Source organism: Ruminococcus sp. (assembly GCF_017549005.1).
In the GTDB taxonomy this organism is placed as follows: Bacteria; Bacillota; Clostridia; order Oscillospirales; family Ruminococcaceae; genus Ruminococcus.
Genome location: NZ_JAFYYT010000047.1, coordinates 66890 through 88828, shown reverse-complemented (window position 1 = coordinate 88828; position 21939 = coordinate 66890). Strand labels below are relative to the sequence as shown.

Genomic DNA, 21939 nt, shown 5'->3' with positions numbered 1-21939 from the left:
GATAACAGAACGGAAACCACATCCGAAAGCCATTACAGACCTTTTCCGTTCGCCTGAGAGCATACCGCCTACAATATCAAAAAAGCTGACCTGAATTAGTATCCACCTTAACAGCAAACTTGTTCTGAAAGTGCAGTTCTTCTACGATGAGAACAGCTGTGTTATCGGGAGCATTCCTGAGTGAACCAACGAAGGTGATCGTTCCGCCTTTTGAATAGAGAAAGCTCACTGCACTTGCATTGTCATCAAACGCAAGGCAGGTGAATGTGTCTGTCTCGACAGCATCAATACCTTTCTGCTTAGGCTGCTCAACAGCGATGCTGAATTTGCAGTATTTGAGGTCGTCTTTGGTTGTAACAGCAGGCTCGGTCAGAAGCCTGCCTGACATCATGATCTTGTTCAACATAGTATGCTCCTTTCAATCCTCGTCCGAACACTCATCAAGTCCGTGCATGAGCTGAATATATACGCACTCTGCTCGATCGTGCTCCACGCCGTCCGTGGACATCATGAGTTCAAGGAAATATGCCTTGGCATCCTCATAGTCCGTCCAAACCTCACGCTTACCGTTGCAAACGGTAGTGATCTTGTTCGTTCTCGGCATTGCCAATTCGGGTGTTTTCAACATATCTGTGTACCTCCATAAGTTTTATCGTGAATCCATTATATCCGATAAAACAACTGGAGTCCAGCATATCGGAATGATTGTAATAATTCTTGTGAAAGGCGCAGCAAAATGTGGATTTTCCCCAGTGCATAGCGCTGTGATTGAAATGAAGCCCTTATCTGCTGATTGACCTTTCGCCCGTGATATGGTATAATTACCATACATGAATTATTCAGCAGGAGGCGCAGAAATGAACGAACGAAACGACAATATAGAGATCATCGGCGCAAGCGAGAACAACCTGAAACACATCAGCGTCACGATACCGAAAGGACAGCTTGTGGTATTCGCAGGCGTGTCGGGTTCGGGAAAAAGCTCCCTTGCCTTTGATACGATAGCGGTGGAGAGTGCAAGAGAATGGCAAAGTTCCTATCCGCTGTTTCTGCGTAACAAGATGCCGCACTATGAACGTCCGAAGGTGGAAGAGATACGCAATCTCACACCGTCCATTGTGGTCGATCAGAGGGCTATGGGCGCAAGCTCACGCTCAACGGTCGGAACGGCGATCGACGTTGCTCCGCTTGTGAGACTGCTGTTTTCCCGTATCGGTCAGCCATCGGCAGGCGGTTCGATGGCGTACAGCTTCAATCACCCCATGGGTATGTGTCCCGACTGCACGGGTATCGGTGAACAACTTGTTATGATCGAGGATAAAATGTTCGATCCGGACAAAACTCTTGCAGAGGGTGCTTTGCAGTTCAGTCAGTTCTCGGCAGGCTGGCAGACTTACCTATATCAGAATAATCCGCTGCTTGATCCGCACAAGAAACTGCGTGACTTCTCAGCGGAGGAAATGGAGATACTCAAACAGGGCGCAAAAGAGAAAGTACAGGTCGAAATACGCTCCAACAATACAGGGCGAGTTGATAAGGTGGATTATGAGGGTGTTATACCTCGTTTCTATCGGCTGTATCTCCGCCGTGACATCACAAAGCTTAAACAGAGTTTGCAGGACGAGATCATGTCTCTTGTCGAGAAAGGGCATTGCCCGACCTGCGGCGGTACGGGCTTGAATCCTGCCGCACTCGCTTCAAAGATCAACGGACGGAATATCGTAGATTACATGGATATGACAGTGACCGAACTACTGCCTGTGCTTGATGAGATCACCGAGCCGAGGGGGATTTCCCTTGCAAAGCAAATCAGGGCGTATATCCGGAGAATGATAGATGTGGGCATCGGCTATCTTTCATTTTCAAGAAGAACCGATACGCTTTCCGGCGGTGAATTACAGCGTATCAAAATGGTGCGCAATCTCGGCAGTAGCCTTTCCAACATCACCTACATCTTCGATGAGCCAACTGCCGGACTTCACCCTGCCGATGCGGAGCGCATCGGGAAACTGCTCATTGACCTGCGCGACAAGCACAACAATGTGTTCATCGTGGAGCACAGCCGTCAGATGATAGAGCTTGCAGACCATATCATCGAGCTTGGCGAAAATGCAGGAACACAGGGCGGCAGGATCGTCTATCAGGGCGATCTGAATGGCTTGCAATCTGCGGATACGCTGACAGCACAGATGATGCAGCAGAAGATTCAGCTCAACACCTCGCCGCTGCAATGGTCAGAGGGCTTCCTGATCGAAAATGCCCATTGTCACAATCTGAAAAATGTGACCGTGACCATACCGAAGGGCGTTCTGACTGCTGTTACGGGTGTTGCAGGTTCGGGCAAAAGCTCGCTTGTTTGCCATGAATTTGTGAAGCGTAATCCGCAGGCTATCGTCATCGACCAGAAAGCGATCGGCACATCTATCCGTTCCACACCTGCGACCTACACGGGCGTAATGGACGAGATCAGAAAACTATTCGGCAAGGAAAACGGTGTGGCTGCAAGCTGGTTCAGCTACAATTCAAAGGGCGGCTGTGCGGTCTGCAAAGGTACGGGACAGATCACCTACGATATGGCGTTTGCCGAGCCTGTTGTCGTTCCCTGTGAAGAGTGCGGCGGTCATCGCTATAACCCGACTGCGCTTTCCTATACCTACAAAGGAATGAACATCGAGGAGGTCATGAGCCTGACGATCGAGCAAGCTATGGACTTCTTTGACAGCAAGAAGATACGTTCTGCTCTGCAAAGTATGATCGATGTAGGACTTGGTTATCTCACCCTCGGACAGCCAACAAGTACGCTGTCCGGCGGTGAGGTACAGCGTGTGAAGCTGGCAAGCGAGCTGTATAAACAGGGCGAAGTCTATGTTCTTGATGAGCCGAGTACGGGACTTCACGGCAAGGATATCGAAAAGCTCCTTGCGCTCCTGCGAAAGCTCATGGACAACGGAAACACCGTCATCATAGTGGAGCATCGTCTTGAACTCATCGCACAGGCGGATTATATCATCGACATGGGACCGGAGGGCGGCTCAAACGGCGGTCAGGTCATGTTCAGCGGTACGCCGGAGGAACTGCTTTATTGTGAGAAATCAAAAACAGCGGAGTATCTGAGGAAAAGCATATAATAAGCGGAAGCTGTTGCATATCGCGACAGCTTCCGTTTTTATACCTTGATCTCTCCATTGCAGATACCCGCAAACACATCTTCGGGTATCATCGGAGAGCATATATCCGCAAGCAATTTTTCATCTATCTCGCCTGTATCAGCATACTGCTTTCCTGCCTGCTTCACAAGCTCCAATCTCGGCACAGTTACCTCTGCCGCTTCGGGTGCATTGAACATCGGACTTTCGGGTACAGTAATGATGGTATGATTATTCGGGAACATCAGCTTGAACTGCATGACCGCTGGCTCGAAATTCTGCTTGCTGTTCGGGAATCCGCAGCCGCAGATCATCATGTATTTCAGGTGCGAAAAGTCTGCCTGTCCGACATGAACGTACCTGTCGCCCTGCTTCTTCATCGCCATACTTGAAAGCGGCATCGTGCGGTCAGCAAAAGCCTTCATCGGCGCAGGCATTCCGTAGCAGTAAAGTGGGTAGCTGAACAGCAGAAGATCGCTCTCCAGAACCTCACCGAGTAGCTCTTTCATATCATCGTTATGGATACACTCTCCGCCGTTGCGCTTGCAGGTGAAACAGCCCGTACAATATTCGATATGCTTGTCGATGATATTGACGATGTGTACATCCTGCGAAGCGGCTTCTTTCATGCCGTCAAGGAACGCTCGTGTGATGTGCATCGTGTCACTTTTCGCACGCTTGGAACTGCCATTAAGAACAAGTATTTTCATAGTGATTTTTCTCCTTCCGTCTATCAGTTTTTCTGATGATATTTTTATTATAAATTAGTGCGGAAGTCACGTCAATCCACGCTCCGTAGAGTGGATAATTATATTCTTTTTTCTTATCAAAAATCCGGGGGTTTAGGGGTGTCCCACTAGCAAGCTTAGTATCATGTTTCCACGAAAGTTGTGGCCACATGATACCGTGCTTGCTAGATTGGTTTTTACTCTCTTTTGGGGTATTCAAATTTCATGCTGTTGGTTTCATGATTCGGGGGCTTGGGGGAGTATCCCTCAGCAAGCTATGCGAGGCGTTATCACGGGTTTCCGTGGGAACGAATTGCCGTGCTTGCTGAGGTTGATTTTTACCCCTTTGTGGCATCTCTGTTACCGAGCATCAGGCTCGGTATTTTTGCTCACTTGTGGTTCAAGGGATAGCATCAGTTCTTGTATATTTTCTCGGTCGGGGTCATAGGGGCAAAGCTCCTGTCAAGCTATGTATCACAGCATTCAATTTTCCAAAATTGTAATGCGGGGATACCGAGCTTGCTGGGAAGAAATCAATAATTACATTAGCATTCATTGTGTTAAGATATGTATTCGCCGTCTATAAAACAAGCAACATATTAATTTTGCTTATGGTTGACTATTTTTATTTTGTGTTGTATAATATAGCAAACATAATTGTAAAAGCGATTTGTAACTAACGTAATATAAAGATAGGAGGATTATTATGGGCATCTCATTCAGAGACTCTGCAAGCTTTGGAAAACGTATGGAATATAACCTTGTTGGTCAAATGCTAATGGAAGGATTAGATGTTTATCTTCCTCTTGTTGATGATCATGGAGTAGATTGTATTATCAAAAAGGCAGATGGGACTTTTATAGAAATACAGATCAAAGCCCGTTCGAGTAAGGTCACTGACGGAGATGCGGCTTTGTTTTCAGCAATTACACATGAATTAACTCCAAATTTTTATTTCGTATTTTACTCGGAACGTTTGGATTCAATGTGGATATTATCTTCAGAAGAATTTCTTAATGAATGCGTGACCAATAAAAATGGAAAGAATAAAGGAAAAAGAAGCATCTGGTTTAATGGCAATAGAACTGATAAGACAACAGGTAAAAAAAGAGAATACTGTAAGAAGCAATTTGAAAAATACTTGTGCACAGATTTTTCTCGTTTTCATTAATTACATAAATATGGACTATATCTATCACTATAACTCTCCGCTCGGCAGCATCACTCTCGCAAGCAGCGGTGAATCACTCACAGGCTTATGGTTCGACGGACAGAAATTCTTTCCCCATAAACCGATATCTGAAAGCACCGAAGAAGAACTACCGATATTCACGCAGGCTATCAAATGGCTCAATACATATTTCGGCGGCAAAGCTCCCGACTTTACTCCGCCTATAAGTTTGACTGCAACTCCGTTCCGCAAGGCGGTTTATGAGATACTGCTTTCGATACCATACGGACATACTATGACCTATGGCGAGATCGCAGCTATCATCGCCGAGCAGAAAGGTACCCATCGTATGTCAGCCCAGGCAGTTGGCGGTGCTGTCGGGCATAATCCCATTTCGATCATTGTCCCGTGTCACAGAGTTATCGGCACAGACGGCAGCCTGACCGGATACGCCGGAGGTCTGGATAGAAAGATCAAGTTGCTGACACTGGAGAAAGCACTATAAATCTAAAAATACCTATGAAGCACTGAGCATTATCGCTTGGTGCTTTTCATATTTCCAGTATAAATTGCACTGGGGAAAAATGAAATTCAACCTAAAGTTCATGCGCAATGAATCTGGACTTTTTGTATCGGTGTGCGCTATAATATTATCAGCCGATGGGGTTCGGCTGATTAACAGAAATATAAAAAGAGAGAAAGCAGGGGAAGTACCTGCTATGGAGGAACAAAAATGACATCAGAGAGAAAAAGAAAGAATGTCACACAGAATGCAACCAAGCAGGAGATCGGTGCAGCTTTGAAGCTGATCGGGCTTCTGTACGAACAGGGTGAGATACCTAAGCACGTTTACCGCAATATCTGCAACGAATATTACGGCAAAGGGCTTGACAACGGCGCAGATGCGCGCTATACTATACCAAACACAGAAGATAAGGAGGCGGTATGATGTACGGATATAATACAATCGCAATGCCGAAGAACGTTGTCATCTATGCAAGAGTTTCTACCGAGCACGAAGCACAGCTCTCGGCTCTGGAAAACCAGCTCGACTGGTACAAACCATTGCTTGAACAGCATCCCGAATGGACATTTGTCCGCAGTTATGTTGACGAGAGTATCACGGGAACATCGGCGAAGAAACGTCCTCAGTTCATGCAGATGCTCAGCGATGCGAAGAACGGCGACTTCAACCTGATACTTACCCGTGAAGTATCACGTTTCGCAAGAAACACGGTTGATACTCTGCAATACACCCGTGACCTGAAAAAGCAAGGAGTGGAAGTCTTCTTCATCAATGATAATATCAGGACTTTCGAGGGTGACGGCGAGCTTCGTCTGACTATAATGGCGACGCTTGCTCAGGACGAGAGCCGTAAGACTTCTATCCGTGTAAAAAGCGGTCAGCAGACCTCTATGGAAAACGGTGTGTATTACGGCAACGGAAATATCCTCGGTTATAACAGAGTCGGCAAAGAACTTGTTATTGATCCCGAGCAGGCTAAGACGGTGCGTAAGATTTACGACTGGTATCTCGACGGTATGGGCGTAAGGCAGATACAGTTCGAGCTTGAAAAAGAGGGAGCCCTTACTGCTATGGGCAAGACCAGGTGGTACGAATCCAACATCAGCAAAATACTGAAGAACCCGTTCTACGCAGGCATACTGGAATATCACAAACAGTTCACTCCCGATTTCCTTGAACAGAAGAAGATAAACAATTTCGGTGAGATAGACCGTCTGAGAGTTGAGGGTAAACACGAGACTATCGTTACGCTGGAAGAATTCAACAGGGTGCAAGAGATAATGGAAAGTAAAAGGCTGAAAAATCCTGCCAACAAGACAGGACGCAAGGAAAAGGGCAAGAAGCCTGTTTCGGACGTATGGTGCAGGCTTCTGGTATGCTCCTGCGGATGCACATTCAACCGCAAGGTATGGCACACCACATCAAAGGGTACGCAGTACGGGTATATGTGCTACTCGCAGATACGCAACGGCACTATAAAGACAAGGCTCAAAAAGGGACTGCCCATAGACGGTATCTGCACATCTCAGATGATACCCGGCTGGAAGTTACAGTTCATGGCGAAGAACCTGTTCCGTGAGTTTCTGAGGAACACCGACAGGATACTTGACATTGCCGAGGAGATGCTCGAAAAACATATCGACGATGAAGAGGTCGTTGAGGATAATACCGAACTCATCGCACAGAAAAAGGCAGAGCTTGAAAAACTGGAAAAGCGTCTGAACAAACTCATCTCCATGAGGGCAGACGATGAGATCACCAAAGAGCAGTTCTTGAACATGAAGTCGGAAGTAGATACGCAGATAGCTTCTTTGCAGGAGCAGATTAACGAGCTCTCACCGACGGAGAAAGTCAAGGATACAAATGATGTTCCCGACTACAACGAGCGTATAACTATGCTGAGATATGCTCTTGAACGGTACACTAATTTCGACACTGATGAAGATATTCCCGAGGCAGTTATCGAAGCATTTGTAGAAAAAATAGTAGTGAATGAGAACTCCTTCGATTGGTATCTGCACTTCACGGGCGATGACAAAACTCCGAAAACGTGCAATGTGGAAGGTGACAAAAAAGCTCATAAAATCGGGCTTTTCGGGGCATCTTATGCGCCTGCGTTGGTGGAGGGCTGCTCAGGCTGCTATCGCTGACAAGAAGTAATCCTTCTCCGGAGATAAAAGTGATATAAAATAATTAAGTCCTCACAGTTTCGCGCTGTGAGGACTTTTTGTACTTTTCCCCTCACAGCCGAAAAAAACAGCTCTCCGCAGCGGAGAGCTGTTTTCCATAATTGCAGTTGCCGTGAGGCTTTTACTCTGAAATCAACATCATCACTTCTGATACTTCGCCTTATCCATTTCGCGGATAGCAGCACGGCGTATCTTGCCGCTGCCGACAGTCTTCGGCAGTTCGGAAACGAACTCAACGACTCTCGGGTATTTGTAAGGGGCGGTACGCTCCTTGACGTAATCCTTTATCTCCTTGACGAGCTCGTCGGAGCCTGTTTTATCCTTGGTAAGGACGATAGTAGCCTTTACGACCTGTCCTCTGATCTCATCGGGAACACCTGTAACCGCACATTCGAGCACATAGGGAAGCTCCATGAGAACGCTCTCGATCTCGAATGGTCCGATACGGTAGCCTGAGGACTTGATAACATCGTCAACTCTGCCGACGTACCAGAAATATCCGTCCTCGTCCACCCATGCGGTATCGCCTGTGTGGTAGAAGCCCTCCCGCCATGTCTCGGCAGTATTCTCCTCATCGCCGTAGTAGCAGAGCGCAAGGCCCGGAACTCCGTAGCCGGGAACGCCTTCCTCTTTCAGTTTAACGCAGATCTCACCTGTTTCGCCGACGCCTGCAGGAGTACCGTCAGGGAGAAGCACCTGCACATCGTACTGCGGATTAGGCTTGCCCATACTGCCGGGCTTAGGCTCCATACCAACAACGTTTGCAATGGTAAGTGTTGTCTCGGTCTGACCGAAGCCCTCCATGAGCTTGATACCCGTTGCGCGGTAGAACTGGTGGAAGACCTCGGGGTTGAGGGCTTCTCCGGCGATACAAGCGTATTTCAGTGAAGAAAGGTCATACTTTGAAAGGTCCTCCTTGATAAAGAAGCGGTACATAGTCGGAGGAGCGCAGAAAGAAGTGATATTATACTTCTTGAACATCGGAAGTATATCATCTGCATGGAAGCGGTCGAAGTCGTAAACGAATACAGCAGCCTCGCACATCCACTGACCGTAGAGCTTGCCCCAGAGTGCCTTGCCCCAGCCTGTATCCGAGATAGTGAAGTGCAGACCGTTGGGGTCGGCATTCTGCCAGTAACGAGCAGTAACGTAATGACCGAGGGGATACTGATAGCTGTGGAGCACAAGCTTCGGATTGCCCGAAGTACCCGAGCTGAAGAATATGAGCATAGGGTCTGTTCCGCATGGAGTATCGGAAGTGCGCTCGAAGTGGGTGCTGTATGCAGAGAGCTCCTCGTTGAAGTCATGCCAGCCCTCGCGCTGACCGTTGACCATTATCTTTGTTCTGAGTGAAGGTGAAACAGCATTTGCCTTATCGACCTCGTCAGCCACATCGCCGTCAGCAGTACATACTATAGCCGAAACCTTTGCGGAATTGAAACGGTACTCGAGGTCGTGCTCCTTGAGCATATTGGACGCAGGGATAACAAGGGCTCCGATACGGTGAAGCGCGATTATCGAGAACCAGAACTGATAATGGCGCTTGAGAATGAGCATTACGCGGTCGCCCTTCTTGATACCGAGAGACTTGAAGTAATTCGCAGTCTGACATGAATACTTCTTGATATCCTTGAATGTGAAGCGACGCTCGTTCTTGTTTACGTCAACATATATCATAGCAGTCTTGTCGGGACATTTTTCCGCCATTGCGTCAACGATATCGTATGCGAAGTTGAACTTATCCTGATCCACAAAGTGAACTCCGCTGAGTATGCCCTCCTCGTTGGTCTCGCACTGTACGAACTTTTCCGATACAGGGTGGAGCAGACCTGCCTTATCCACATTGGTAAGGTGATGTTCTGCGACGTGCTCCTTGTATTCGGTCATACCCGTCGTTCCGCGCGGAGCCATTACGAAAGCGTATATCTCGCAGTCCTCGCCGCCGAGAGCGACTTCGTCATGGGGCATTGAGCTGTCGTAGTAGATACAGTCTCCCTCATGGAGCGTTTCTGTATGCGAACCCACTGTCATGCGAAGAGTTCCCTTGATAACGATATCCATTTCCTGTCCTGCATGGCTTGCCATATGGAGAGGCTGTGACAGAGCCTCCTCGGAATATGGAATAACAACATGGAAAGGCTCTACGGTCTTGTTCTTGAATCTTGAAGCAAGGCGGTTATAGGCAAAGCCCTTTCTGCGGACGATAGGAACTCCCTCGCCCTTTCGTGTGACAGTATAGCCACTGAGCTCAGGGCTGCTTCCTTCCATGAGTTCGGTTATCTCAACATTGAATTTATTGGCGCATTTATATATAAAAGTGAAGCTGAAATCCTGCTCGCCCGATTCGAGCTTCTTGTATTCCTCCACGGAATAATCCGTTGCGGCAGCCATTTCCTCGACCGAAATACCGAGGTCCTCGCGCAGATGTGAAATACGCTCTGCGACTTCCTTTATCCTTACTTCTGCATTCTGTAAATTCGTCATTTCGCTCATAATAATCTCTCCTTTAAAACTGTTTATTACTGGAAAATGAAACTGGCGCAGAAAAACTACTGCCGCTGTCCTTTGCCGCGAAAAACAAAAAACCCGTCTCAAAGATTTTTCTTTGAGACGAGTATCATTAACTGATCACCCGCGGTACCACTCAAATTGTGCCGCTATTGCGTAACACCACTTCAGACTCCAGCAAGTCCTATTCATTCACGCAGAATCACGGAAGCGCTTACTGACAACTTTCAGCACTTCGGCTCAGAAGGGATACACAGCATTGCTTATCACCGACTCGCACCCACCGTCGGCTCTCTGTAGACATTGGCGATACCTTGCTTGTCTTCCTCATAGCTTATGTTTGCATTATATCATACAGAAACGCATTTGTCAAGCCCTTTTTGAAAAAAGTCACGTCGATCTCCTGTCAGTTATCACGCAAACGTGCTGTTTTTATTTTCAAGTCCCAGGAAGTAGGTGTTATTCTCGGTAAAAGTCACGACATAAATGTTGTTTTTGACTTTTTCAATGTCCTCCTGCGGAGCTGACTCATGTCTGATGCACGAAGCGATAAACAGCTCCTTGACGGCTTCCTCAGTCTCGTTTCCGTACCTGTAGATGATAAGCTCTGCCGTTTCACTGAGCAGTCTGTCAAAGATATTGTCCATCCACCAGCCGTCATTTTTGCCGAATGACATTCCGTAGATTATAAACAGATCGGCTTTTTCGAGATAATCGCAGTACTTCTTGGCATACTGCGCCAGATATGACTTTACCATATTCTTTTCCGGCAAAAGCGTCTTGTCCTCAGCAGAGTCTATACCGAAAAGCATGGAACGCGGTATATCCTGAACTCCGTGGGGATGTACCACATCACACAACACATATGACGACCAAACTGTCGGATTGATATCAGAATCATCAACATAAAAAGTGAAATTGGTATCTACTGTACGATATCCATGAGGCTGAAACTGAAATTTATCCATATAAATATAATTATCCAGCAAAGATGTATAGTTGAAATTAGCAAAAACAAAATCAAATAAATCATAATGAGAGGTGTTTGCTCGGAATTTTAGTTTCCATAACGATTTATGATCTAAATCCAATAAAAACTGTGATAAAGACTGCATTGCAAGTTCTTTGCTCATAACGTCGCTGTTGACTTTAAGCAGAACATCAGCGTCAACGATATCATTCAGGAACTGGGTAAAAAGTCCCTGGAACCGGTCAACATCTTTTTCAAGCATCTCCAGATTCTGCTTGTTTGCGTTCCTGTCTGTCACAAACTCCGTTATCAGCTCATCGATAACCAATTCAAAATCGCTCCAGTTCTGTATGTTATCGTTTTTCTTTTCGGTCAGTCTCTTGTAAAGCATATTCCTCTCGTCTGTCAGGGAATAATAGGTTATGTAATTGTAAAAATCCACATAGCTCGTTGTTTTTTTCGCCATTTTCCCTTCTTTGTATTTATTCAGAAGAGCTATATCAAAACCGTTTCCCACAAGGACGAATATATTGCGCTGCCTGTTCAGCCTTTCAAATTCATTTTTAGTGTATTCTCCGAACATTATTACTCCTCTCCTCTTTTACGGTCTGTTATGATGATCATACGGATATTATATCATATTTTAATTATAAGCGCAAGGAGCTGTATACATAAAAACATATCGCCTAAGCCCTCCTCCACTATAATCTGTAACCCAACTTATACCTCTGTTTATTGACATTTGCGTCCGCATTATGATATAATAGATCAGATCACAGCAGCAAGGAGTACAGATATGGGCTACATTTCAGAACTTCGCAAAGCTCTTGGCAGCAGACCGCTTATCATGGCAGGTGCAGGAGCAATACTTATAAATGATAAAAACGAGATACTTCTCGGCAGGCGCACAGACAACGGCTGGTGGGACTATCCCGCAGGCTCAATGGAGCTTGGCGAGAGCTATGAGGAATGCGCGCGCAGGGAAGTCCTTGAAGAAACAGGGCTTTCATGCGGAAAGCTGGAATACTTCATGGAACTGTCAGGAAAGGACTCCTTCTATGAGTACCCAAACGGCGACCAGGTATATCTTGCGGGTATACTTTATATATGCCGTGACTTCTCAGGCAAAATGAAAGTACAGAAAGAGGAAGCCTTCGAGCAGGACTTCTTCCCTATCGACAAACTTCCCGAAAACATCGCACAAGGGAAAATGAAAACGATAATATTTGAAAGAGTCAGAGAATATCTGAAAAACTGCTGATACCGAAAACATAAAAAGCTCCCTCAGGATTTATGTGCGATACTCGTAAAGAAGTATATATGGGACTTACCGGGAGAAACCTTTCTGAGGAAAGGTTCCCTCTGACAGAGGGGACAGGTCCCTGTTGGGGAAACCCTTTTTCAAAAGGGTTTTCCTCAATAAATCTCACAAATACTTCTCTATGCGTATCACACATATAATCTGAGGGAGCTTATTTTCTCAATAATCCTTAGGCGTCTTGCAGACTGAGCATACTTTATCAAATATGCCTCTGAACTCGCCGCCGCAGTGCCTGCACCTGCCGATGTCCATATTTATCGGCTCCTGAGCCTTATTATACGCAGGGAAAGCCCAGTAATTCTTCTGGAGCATATTGTACTCTACATTCACAAGCTTAGGGCAGTTATGGAAGGTAGCCGAGTTTTTCTCGAACTTATACGGATTGCTTCCTCTGTAGAGCTCCGTGTCCCCTGCAAACGATACAAACTCGAGGTCTGTACAGTCCGCAAAGGCAAGAGGATAGATAGCTTTCACGCTTTCGGGAATATTCAGCTTTTTCAGCTTAGAGCAGCCCCTGAAAGCCTGATTTCCGATATATTTTACTGTACTGGGAATATTTATGCTGCTTAGGCTTTTGCAGTTTCTGAACGCATTCATACCTATTCTGAAAACTCCCTCGGGTTCACCGCCGTCCGGGTGCAAACACTCGAACATGATATCCTCAAGAGCTGTACACTCCGCAAAGGCAAAGTCCTCGATAGTCTTCACTCTCTGAGGGATAACGATATATTTAAGGCTCGTGCAGCCCTCAAAGATACGCCACGGGAGAAGCTCTATCCCATGAGGGATATTCACCGATTCGAGGCTTGTACAGCCTGTAAGGGCGCTTGCTTCGATATTTTTTATACTGTCAGGGAACCTGACCTCTTTCAGTCCCACGCAGCCGTTAAAAACATCTCTGTCGACCGTTTCGACGCTTTCGGGGATACGGACAGACCGCAGGTTCTTACAGCCTGCAAAGGCGCCCTCGCTGATTATCTCCACACCGTCGGGAATATACACCGACTCGATATTATTCATGCCCTGAAAAGCGTTTTCACCTATGACCGTGATACCGTCGGGTATCCTTACATCGCTTTTCGTATAACCGTTATAGCGTATCAGAACGCTTCTCTCCACAACGAAGTCGCTGTCATAATTGTAGGGAGTGATCTTCAAGTCAATATCCTGAGGAGCTGTTTCGTTGAAGCAGTTTACAGCCTTTTCAACGATAAAGGGCTTTTTGCAGAACGGGCATACAGAAGCGTCCTCCTTATCGTCGACGGCAAGAAATCCGCCGCATTTATAGCATTTTCCCTGTACAAACATTATGCTCCACCTTCTTTCAGCAATGAAATGAACCGATTCCGATAATTCTCCAGTTTATATTATTATATCGTATTTTTATTTACAAGTCAACAAATATTTTGTTAATTTGCAACAATTAATCAAAAGTTATTGCTATGACAAGCTGCATATGCGTAAGTTCTCCGCGAGAAAAGCTGCGAATCCGAAAACAGGCTGTACGCCTTTCCTGAAACCTGCAATGAACATATTGCAGGTGTTCCACACAGCAATTGAGGAACTTTCCGCATTTTTCGATGAATTTTATAACAAAATGCACAAAAAACGACTTGAAAAAAATACATAGCAATTTTTGCATAATCTATTGTATTATAATTCATTATATGGTATAATAGTGTAAATGCGATTTTTCAAACCGCTTTTGTCACCAAAAATAAAGGAGTAAAATTATGAAGTTCGGATTTTTTGACGACTCTAAAAAGGAATATGTTATCAATTCCCCAAAGACTCCCTATCCGTGGATAAACTACCTCGGCAATCAGGGATTTTTCTCACTTATCTCAAATACAGCAGGCGGCTACTGCTTCTACAAGGACGCCCGCCTCAGACGTATCACTCGTTACCGCTACAACAACGTGCCTCTTGATATGGGCGGACGTTATTTCTATATCAACGACAACGGTACCATCTGGAACCCCGGCTGGTCGCCTGTAAAGACAGCTCTCGATTCATACGAGTGCCGTCACGGTATGGGCTACACAGTTATCACAGGTAAGAAGAACGACCTCAAGGCTGAGGTAACATTCTTCGTTCCTCAGAACTACGACGGCGAAGTTCAGCAGGTAGTCCTCACAAACGAGGGCAAGGAGACAAAGAGCTTCTCTATCTTCTCAATAGCTGAATGGTGTCTCTGGGACGCACAGGACGACTGCACAAACTTCCAGAGAAACTTCTCCACAGGCCGTGTTGAGATCGAAGGCTCAACTATCTACCATGTAACAGAGTACAGAGACAGACGTAACCACTACGCATTCTATACTGTCAACGATACTATCGACGGCTACGATACAGACCGTGATTCCTTCCTCGGAAGCATCTACAACGGCTGGGAGAATCCTGAGACAGTAAAGGCAGACAAGCCTGCAAACTCATTTGCAGACGGCTGGTCGCCTGTAGCTTCTCACTACAAGAAGGTAACTCTCGCTCCCGGCGAGTCAAAGACTCTCATCTATATCCTCGGCTATGCCGAGAACCCCCAGGACAAGAAGTTCGCAGCTGAAAAGCCTGCAAACCTTCTTACAAGAGAGTCATGGGTACTCAACAAGGAAAAGGCTTATGCAATGATTGAGAAGTACAACACTCCCGAAAAGGTTGCAGCCGGACTTGAGGAGCTCCGCAATACATGGGAAGAGCTTCTTTCTATCTTCAATGTAAACACACCTGATGACAAGGTAAACAGAATGGTAAATATCTGGAACCAGTATCAGTGTATGGTAACATTCAACCTTTCACGTTCCGCTTCTTACTTCGAGAGCGGTATCGGACGCGGAATGGGCTTCCGTGATTCCAACCAGGATATCCTCGGATTTGTACACCAGATACCCGAGCGTGCAAGAGAGAGACTTATCGACATCGCTTCAACACAGCTTTCAGACGGCGGCTGCTACCACCAGTACCAGCCACTTACAAAGAAGGGCAACGCTGATATCGGCGGCGACTTCTCAGACGATCCGCTCTGGATGATACTTTCTGTTGCAGCATATATCAAGGAGACAGGCGACTGGGGCATTCTCGACGCAAACGTTCCTTTCGACGACGATCCGAACGGCAAGCACACAATGCTCGAGCACCTCAACGTTTCCTTCTATCATATCGTAAACAACCTCGGACCTCACGGTCTCCCGCTTGCAATGAGAGCTGACTGGAACGACTGTATCAACCTCTCATGCTTCTCAGACACACCGGGTGAGTCCTTCCAGACCTACACCAATCCCAAATTTGCAGCAGAGGGCGGCTACTCAAAGGTTGCCGAGTCCGCATTCGTTGCAGCGCTCTTCACATACACAGGTCCTGCATTCGTAGGCATTCTCGAGCACCTCGGCAAGAAGGACGAAGCTGCAAAGGCTCAGGCTGAGATTGACAAGATGAAGAAGAACGTTATGGAATCCGCATTCGACGGTGACTGGTTCATCAGAGCTTACGACGCAAACGGCGAGAAGATGGGCTCCAAGGAGTGCGAAGAGGGTAAGATATTCATCGAACCACAGGGCTTCGCAGTAATGTCAGAGATAGGCAAGGATCAGGGCGCAGATATCAAGACCCTCAACTCTATCGACAAGTACCTCAACTGCGAGTTTGGTCTCGTTCTCAATAACCCTGCATTCACAAAGTACTATATCCAGTACGGTGAGATCTCCACATATCCCGGCGGATACAAGGAGAACGCAGGTATCTTCACACACAACAACGCATGGATAATCTGTGCTGAAGCTTACGCAGGCAGAGGCGACAAGGCATTCGAGTACTACAGCAAGATAGCTCCTGCATTCACAGAGGAGACATCTGATATCCACAAGACAGAACCTTACGTATACGGTCAGATGATCGGCGGTAAGGACGCAAAGAACTTCGGTCAGGGCAAGAACTCATGGCTCACAGGTACAGCTGCATGGAACATGGTAGCTATATCGCAGTACATTCTCGGTGTACAGCCTGTATTTGACGGACTCAAGGTAGATCCTTCCATTCCTCACGAGTGGGACGGCTTCACAGCAGTTCGTAAGTTCAGAGGAGCAACCTTCAACATCACAGTCAAGAACCCCTCGCACGTATGCAAGGGCGTAAAGTCTATGACAGTTGACGGCAAGGCAGTAGAGGGATGTGTTATCCCTGTATGCAATGGCGGCACACACGAAGTTGAAATTATAATGGGCTAATAAAAAGGGCAGGCTTTGAGCCTGCCCTTTTCAGTTATTAGTGATTAGAAGGGGCTCACAGTGTGCGCCTGCAGCTCATGTTATATCACCGTAAATATATAGGTAACGCCGCGCCTGACAGGCAGACGTACCCTCTGTCCTACGGACATCTCCCTGCACTACAGGGAGTCACCCTCGGCGTTCCGAAAGAAAAACCTATACCCCGTAAAAGCCTCCCCCTATACGTCACCCGCACCACAAAAACGCAGTTGACGCTCACAAAGATTGTGCATAATTGCGCTTGAAAAATACGTAATACCGTGCTATAATAAATTCAACCTAATACATAGGAATTTAGTAGATAAAGGAGCGGTTATCAATGACACGGACAGCTCAGAATGACAAGATAAAGCGTTTAGTCCTGACAGGACTGTTTTCGGCGCTGATATTCGTATTTACAGCGTATATTCACGTACCCACAGGTGCAGGCTACACCCATGCAGGCGACGGATTTATCTATTTAGCGGCTTGTATGCTCCCCACGCCCTACGCAGTAGCGGCAGGAATGATAGGCGGAGCTCTTGCGGACGGTCTTACGGGCTTTCCTGTGTGGATACCTGCGACCATAGTGATAAAAGCCGTAACAGCGCTGTTTTTCACGAACAAGAGCGAAAAGATACTCACTCTGCGGAACATACTGGGAATACTCCCCTCTCTCATAGTCTGCGTAGTCGGCTACAGCCTCTATGAGGGAACCGTCATGGCAGGCGGCTTCAATAAGGGAGCAATAATAGCGGCATTCAGCCAGACCCCGTTTTACGCCATACAGGTAGCTGCAAGCTCTGTACTTTTCATAGCAACAGCGGCTGCATTTGACAAATCGGGACTGAAAAAGCGCATATGATATTAGGACTGCTTCGGCAGTCCTTTTTTATACTTATTATAATGTGCGGACGACTATTAGTCGTCCTTTTTTATTTTTATACATCAATTTTTTGTAGGGGACGGCGTTCTCAACGTCCAAAAAATAAAAAACCGTCCAGCTTAAACGTCCGATGATTTAATCTGTGCTTTGTGAGTTCTTCACAAGAACATATGTTCATAATTATGCACCCATACGAAACTGAAAATTATTTTTTCCTTATTAAACGGTTTTCCGTTTAATTTGGGCCCATTTCAGCCCCCTTATGAACAGCGTTTTGTTCAGACTAAATCAAAGGAGGTCTTATTCATTTGAAGAGAGATCAAAAAACGAAGCTCAACGCTTTCTGCTGCAATTATGTTATACTCGGCAATGCCGAGGAAGCCGCAGTAAGGGCAGGTTTCCCCCGTGAAACAGCCCTTTCCGGGAGCATAGAGCTGATGAAGACCGAGGAATGCCGACAGCTTATATCGCAGCTCCGCCAGCTTCTCAGCGACGGCGGCAGCGTAGCCGCAGGACTGAAAAGACTTGCATTCGGGAGCTGCTCCGACGCGGTATATCTGGTTTTCGCAGACGAGCTGCCACCGCCCGATGTTATCGGCAGGCTCGACCTTTTCAACGTGTCCGAGATAAAACGTGTAAAAGGCGGCGGAGTTGAGGTGAAGCTTTTCGACAGGCTTAAAGCTCTTGAAAAGCTGTTCGAGCTGGAAAATGCTTTCAGCGACCGAAGCAAGGCGGAAAGCCTTATAAAGGCGCTTTCCGCAGACGAGGAGTGTGAGGAGCTTGACGATAACTGAGTTTTCACCGAAGCAGCGGCTTGCCATGAAATGGTGGAATATGCGTGATTACGGCAGACGCGACGCGATAATCTGCGACGGAGCCGTAAGGAGCGGAAAAACTCTTTCCATGTCCCTCGGTTTCATGTTCTGGGCAGGCAAGTGCTTTGACGGCTGCTCATTCGCAATGTGCGGCAAGACCATCACATCTCTCCGCAGAAACGTCATAACGCCTCTGCTCCCCATGCTTGAAAGCAACGGCTTCATCGTAAGTGAAAAGGTCAGCAAAAACTACTTCGACATCACTCTTCTTGGCAGGACCAACAGGGTCTACCTTTTCGGCGGCAAGGACGAAAGCTCCGCCGCACTGATACAGGGTATGACTCTGGCAGGAGTATTCTTCGACGAGGTGGCACTTATGCCGCGTTCCTTCGTGGAACAGGCTCTTGCAAGGTGTTCTGTGAGCGGCTCGAAAATGTGGTTCAACTGCAATCCCGACAATCCCTCCCACTGGTTCTACACCGAGTGGATAAAGAAGCTGAAAGCAAAAAACGCACTCTATCTTCATTTTACAATGGCGGACAATCCATCGCTTTCCGACAGCGTCCGCAAGCGCTATGAGCGTATGTATTCGGGTACCTTCTACGACCGTTTCATACTTGGCAAATGGACGCCCTCACAGGGTGTCGTCTACCCCATGTTCAGCGAGAACAGGCACGTATTCAGCGGTGATATCGACTGCGAAAGATACGTGATATCCTGCGACTACGGAACGGTCAATCCCTCATCTTTCGGCTTGTGGGGACTTCATGACGGAGTATGGTACCGCCTGAGGGAGTACTATTACGACTCGCGGAGAGAGGGCATATCCCGGACCGACGAGGAGCACTATTCCGCTCTTGAAGAGCTCGCAGGCGGCAGGACTATCGAAAAGGTGATAGTCGATCCGTCGGCGGCAAGCTTTATCGAGTGCATACGCAGGCACGGAAAATTCCGCGTAACAAAGGCAGATAACGACGTCATATCAGGCATACGCCTTGTTAGCTCCGCCCTTAAACAGGAGAAGCTGAAATTCAGCAGCAGCTGCCGCGATATACTCCGCGAGTTCACGCTGTACAGCTGGAATGAAAAGGCAGGCACGGACGCTCCCATAAAGGAAAACGACCATGCAATGGACGATATGCGCTATTTTGCGGCGGATATCTTCGGCAGACAGGACGCCTGCGACTTTATCGCACTGTCCGTCTCACGACAGAACGCAGTTCAGTAAGGGCGTTTTTCCAAAGCCGTGCGCGGCAAAGCAGACATTTGCAGCTGCAAAACGCCCTTGAATAAAACACGAAAGGAGAAAAAATGAAGCTTTTTCAGAAGAAAAGCGCTCCCCGACCCGTTCCTGAGCTTGTAAGCGCGCAGAGAAGCGGCGGCTGCGGATTTTCCCTGCCTGCGGCAGTTCACCCCTGCGAAAAGGAGCTCTACGACAGGCTGCGATACGCAGTTCCTATCATAGACGCTGCCATAATGAAGATAATCAGGCTCACAGGCGGATTTCGGGTAAAGTGCTCGGACGAGAGCTGTCAGCAGGAGCTCGACAGCTTTCTCGAAAACGTCCCTGTAGGGCTTACAGGGCGGTCTGTAGGCTGTTTCGCGGATAATTTCCTCGACAGCCTCATCACCTACGGCAGCGCTGTGGGCGAGATAGTCACAGACAACGCCTGTCAGCGCATTGCAGGTCTGTGGAACGGCGATATATCGCGTATCCGCATAGCTTCGGGGGCAGACCCGTTCAGCAGGAGCTACAGTATAAAGGCTCCCGACGGAAGTTTCCGTAAGGTCGCTCATCCCGAGCGCATAGTCTATTCATCACTTACAGGCGGTCACTCCGTTCTCCGCGGCTTGCCGTCACTCAGCGGGATCCTCATGAGGATATACGAATGTATCGGTCAGAACTACGACCGCGCAGGCAATGTCCGCTACGCAGTGACCTACAAGCCCCAGGGAGAAGCAGGAGATATGCTTAATACCCGTGAAAGAGCTCAGCAGATAGCCCGTGAATGGGCTGACGGCATGAACTCGGCAAAATACGGACAGGTCAAGGACTTTGTTGCGGTGGGCGACGTTGATATAAAGGTCATCGGAGCCGACAACAAGCTTTTCGATACCAATGTGCCCGTAAGGCAGATACTCGAGCAGCTCATCGCAAAGCTCTCAATACCGCCGTTCCTGCTGGGTCTCTCCTGGAGCTCAACGGAGCGTATGTCCTCTCAGCAGGCTGATATACTCACCTCTGAGCTGGAGTACTACCGCAGGCTTCTCACACCCGTGATATGCGATGTGGGAAACGCATTTCTCGCTTCCACAGGTTCGGAGGCGACCTGTTCTGTAGAATGGGAAAACATCAATCTGCAGGACGAAACAGCCCTTGCGGAGGCAAGGCTGAAAAACGCACAGGCGCGCGAAATTGAAATGCGCCTTGAAAAAAATGTATAACATGGAGGTACGAATATGTATAACGATATCAAACTTGAAAAGGGACTTTACAATCTCAGCGGAAAATCATTCACAGCAGCTCTCGAGGAGCTTGACCCGTCTTCTGCATATGCAGGGACTCCCCTTGAAAAGCTGGACGCTTTCGAGAGACAGCTCAAGCGCTTCAATATCAGGATAAACGGTCAGGACTGCGACTGCGTCGAGAAGTTCTTCTCCACAACGGAAACTGCCGTTCTCTTCCCCGAATTCGTCACACGCTGCATAAGAAAGGGCTTCAACGAGACCGTTCTCAAGTCGGTATGCGCCGCAAAGACCGTATGCTCAAGCAGCCAGTATCTCGGCTGCGTCCTTGACGACTCCGAGACATATACATCTACTGCTCAGGCAGTTCAGCTCCCCGAGGCTACCGTAAGAGAGGGTACTACAGCCACAGTGCTCTCCAAGTTCGGCAGACTTATCAGCGCTTCATACGAAGCTATACGTCAGCAGAGACTTGACGTTTTCGGCGTAATGCTCAGAAGCGTAGGCGTAAGACTTGCGGTATCGGTAGTCAAGGAAGCTGTTGATGTCCTTATCGACGACCTTACTCCTATAACAACTTCCGCACTTACCTATGACGACCTTGCAAAGCTCTACGGCGAGTTCGACTGCTTTGACATGACAACTGTCATCACTTCCCCCGAGCTTGCTTCAAAGATAGCTGCTATGGAGCAGCTCAAGGACTGCTCTGCGAATGCGGACGGAAAGCTCATTCTCCCCTTCGGCTCTGAGCTCGTAAAGACCTCGGCTGTGGACAGCGATACTGTTATCGGTATCGACCACGATTTCGCACTGGAGTTCATCACCAGCACAGACCTTGTAATGGAAACGGACAAGCTCATCGACCGTCAGCTCGACCAGATGACCGTATCTATCACCTGCGGCTTCAGAAGGATAACTCCCGACGCAGTAAAGGTGCTTACAGTATCGGCCGGGGAATGATTTTTCGCTCCCTGA

Annotated in this window: 18 protein-coding genes and 1 other annotated feature; of the genes, 12 read left to right on the top strand and 6 right to left on the bottom strand. The window is 47.6% G+C overall.

What is annotated here, in order from left to right:
• Positions 1 to 76: 76 nt before the first annotated feature.
• Together IKW96_RS12040 and IKW96_RS12035 are read right to left on the bottom strand one after the other, a co-directional pair.
• Positions 77 to 406, bottom strand: a complete 330-nt coding sequence (locus IKW96_RS12040) for a single-stranded DNA-binding protein (protein ID WP_296575132.1) — start codon at positions 404 to 406, stop codon at positions 77 to 79.
• A 12-nt stretch (positions 407 to 418) separates the two neighbouring features.
• On the bottom strand, positions 419 to 628 hold the full coding sequence (locus IKW96_RS12035) for a hypothetical protein (RefSeq protein WP_296575130.1): 210 nt from the start codon (positions 626 to 628) through the stop codon (positions 419 to 421).
• Positions 629 to 857: 229 nt separating this feature from the next.
• Between IKW96_RS12035 and IKW96_RS12030 the strand changes: the two genes are divergently transcribed.
• Complete coding sequence (locus tag IKW96_RS12030; protein WP_296575128.1) at positions 858 to 3128, top strand: excinuclease ABC subunit UvrA; 2271 nt, start codon at positions 858 to 860, stop codon at positions 3126 to 3128.
• Between the two features lie 38 nt (positions 3129 to 3166).
• On the opposite strand, the gene IKW96_RS12025 is transcribed toward IKW96_RS12030, so the two are convergent.
• Positions 3167 to 3856 (bottom strand): flavodoxin family protein, encoded by a 690-nt coding sequence (locus tag IKW96_RS12025; RefSeq protein WP_296575125.1) that lies wholly within the window; start codon positions 3854 to 3856, stop codon positions 3167 to 3169.
• 724 nt (positions 3857 to 4580) lie between these two features.
• Between IKW96_RS12025 and IKW96_RS12020 the strand changes: the two genes are divergently transcribed.
• From IKW96_RS12020 to IKW96_RS12005, 4 genes are all read left to right on the top strand, one after another.
• On the top strand, positions 4581 to 5045 hold the full coding sequence (locus IKW96_RS12020) for a hypothetical protein (protein ID WP_296575122.1): 465 nt from the start codon (positions 4581 to 4583) through the stop codon (positions 5043 to 5045).
• A 10-nt stretch (positions 5046 to 5055) separates the two neighbouring features.
• Positions 5056 to 5550, top strand: coding sequence for a methylated-DNA--[protein]-cysteine S-methyltransferase (locus IKW96_RS12015; RefSeq protein ID WP_296575119.1), 495 nt, complete (start codon positions 5056 to 5058; stop codon positions 5548 to 5550).
• A 228-nt stretch (positions 5551 to 5778) separates the two neighbouring features.
• Positions 5779 to 5994: a hypothetical protein gene (locus IKW96_RS12010; RefSeq protein WP_296575116.1), complete on the top strand. Its 216-nt coding sequence runs from the start codon at positions 5779 to 5781 to the stop codon at positions 5992 to 5994.
• Positions 5991 to 7721: a recombinase family protein gene (locus IKW96_RS12005; protein WP_296575113.1), complete on the top strand. Its 1731-nt coding sequence runs from the start codon at positions 5991 to 5993 to the stop codon at positions 7719 to 7721. The genes IKW96_RS12010 and IKW96_RS12005 overlap by 4 nt, the downstream gene beginning before the upstream one ends.
• 180 nt (positions 7722 to 7901) lie before the next feature.
• On the opposite strand, the gene IKW96_RS12000 is transcribed toward IKW96_RS12005, so the two are convergent.
• A complete protein-coding gene (locus IKW96_RS12000; RefSeq protein ID WP_296575110.1) occupies positions 7902 to 10253 on the bottom strand; it encodes an AMP-binding protein in 2352 nt (783 codons plus the stop codon).
• A 110-nt stretch (positions 10254 to 10363) separates the two neighbouring features.
• Positions 10364 to 10608: a binding site (T-box leader), on the bottom strand.
• Positions 10609 to 10681: 73 nt separating this feature from the next.
• Positions 10682 to 11821 (bottom strand): AbiH family protein, encoded by a 1140-nt coding sequence (locus tag IKW96_RS11995; protein ID WP_296575106.1) that lies wholly within the window; start codon positions 11819 to 11821, stop codon positions 10682 to 10684.
• 213 nt (positions 11822 to 12034) lie between these two features.
• Between IKW96_RS11995 and IKW96_RS11990 the strand changes: the two genes are divergently transcribed.
• Positions 12035 to 12499, top strand: coding sequence for an NUDIX hydrolase (locus IKW96_RS11990; RefSeq protein ID WP_296575104.1), 465 nt, complete (start codon positions 12035 to 12037; stop codon positions 12497 to 12499).
• Positions 12500 to 12718: 219 nt separating this feature from the next.
• Here the strand turns inward: IKW96_RS11990 and IKW96_RS11985 are convergent, their stop codons facing one another.
• Positions 12719 to 13867 carry a leucine-rich repeat domain-containing protein gene (locus tag IKW96_RS11985; protein ID WP_296575102.1) on the bottom strand — a complete coding sequence of 383 codons (1149 nt, stop codon included), beginning with the start codon at positions 13865 to 13867 and terminating at the stop codon, positions 12719 to 12721.
• A 425-nt stretch (positions 13868 to 14292) separates the two neighbouring features.
• Between IKW96_RS11985 and IKW96_RS11980 the strand changes: the two genes are divergently transcribed.
• The 6 genes from IKW96_RS11980 (at position 14293) to IKW96_RS11955 (ending at position 21924) form a co-directional block, all read left to right on the top strand.
• Positions 14293 to 16779 (top strand): glycosyl transferase, encoded by a 2487-nt coding sequence (locus tag IKW96_RS11980; RefSeq protein WP_296575099.1) that lies wholly within the window; start codon positions 14293 to 14295, stop codon positions 16777 to 16779.
• Positions 16780 to 17137: 358 nt separating this feature from the next.
• Entirely contained in the window at positions 17138 to 17662 is a 525-nt protein-coding gene (locus IKW96_RS11975) for a TIGR04002 family protein (RefSeq protein WP_296575096.1), read from the top strand.
• Positions 17663 to 17991: 329 nt separating this feature from the next.
• A complete protein-coding gene (locus tag IKW96_RS11970; protein ID WP_296575093.1) occupies positions 17992 to 18477 on the top strand; it encodes a terminase small subunit in 486 nt (161 codons plus the stop codon).
• Between the two features lie 25 nt (positions 18478 to 18502).
• A complete protein-coding gene (locus IKW96_RS11965; protein WP_296575372.1) occupies positions 18503 to 19726 on the top strand; it encodes a PBSX family phage terminase large subunit in 1224 nt (407 codons plus the stop codon).
• Positions 19727 to 19809: 83 nt separating this feature from the next.
• A complete protein-coding gene (locus IKW96_RS11960; protein WP_296575090.1) occupies positions 19810 to 20943 on the top strand; it encodes a serine/threonine protein phosphatase in 1134 nt (377 codons plus the stop codon).
• 15 nt (positions 20944 to 20958) lie between these two features.
• Entirely contained in the window at positions 20959 to 21924 is a 966-nt protein-coding gene (locus tag IKW96_RS11955) for a hypothetical protein (RefSeq protein ID WP_296575087.1), read from the top strand.
• Positions 21925 to 21939: the final 15 nt, after the last annotated feature.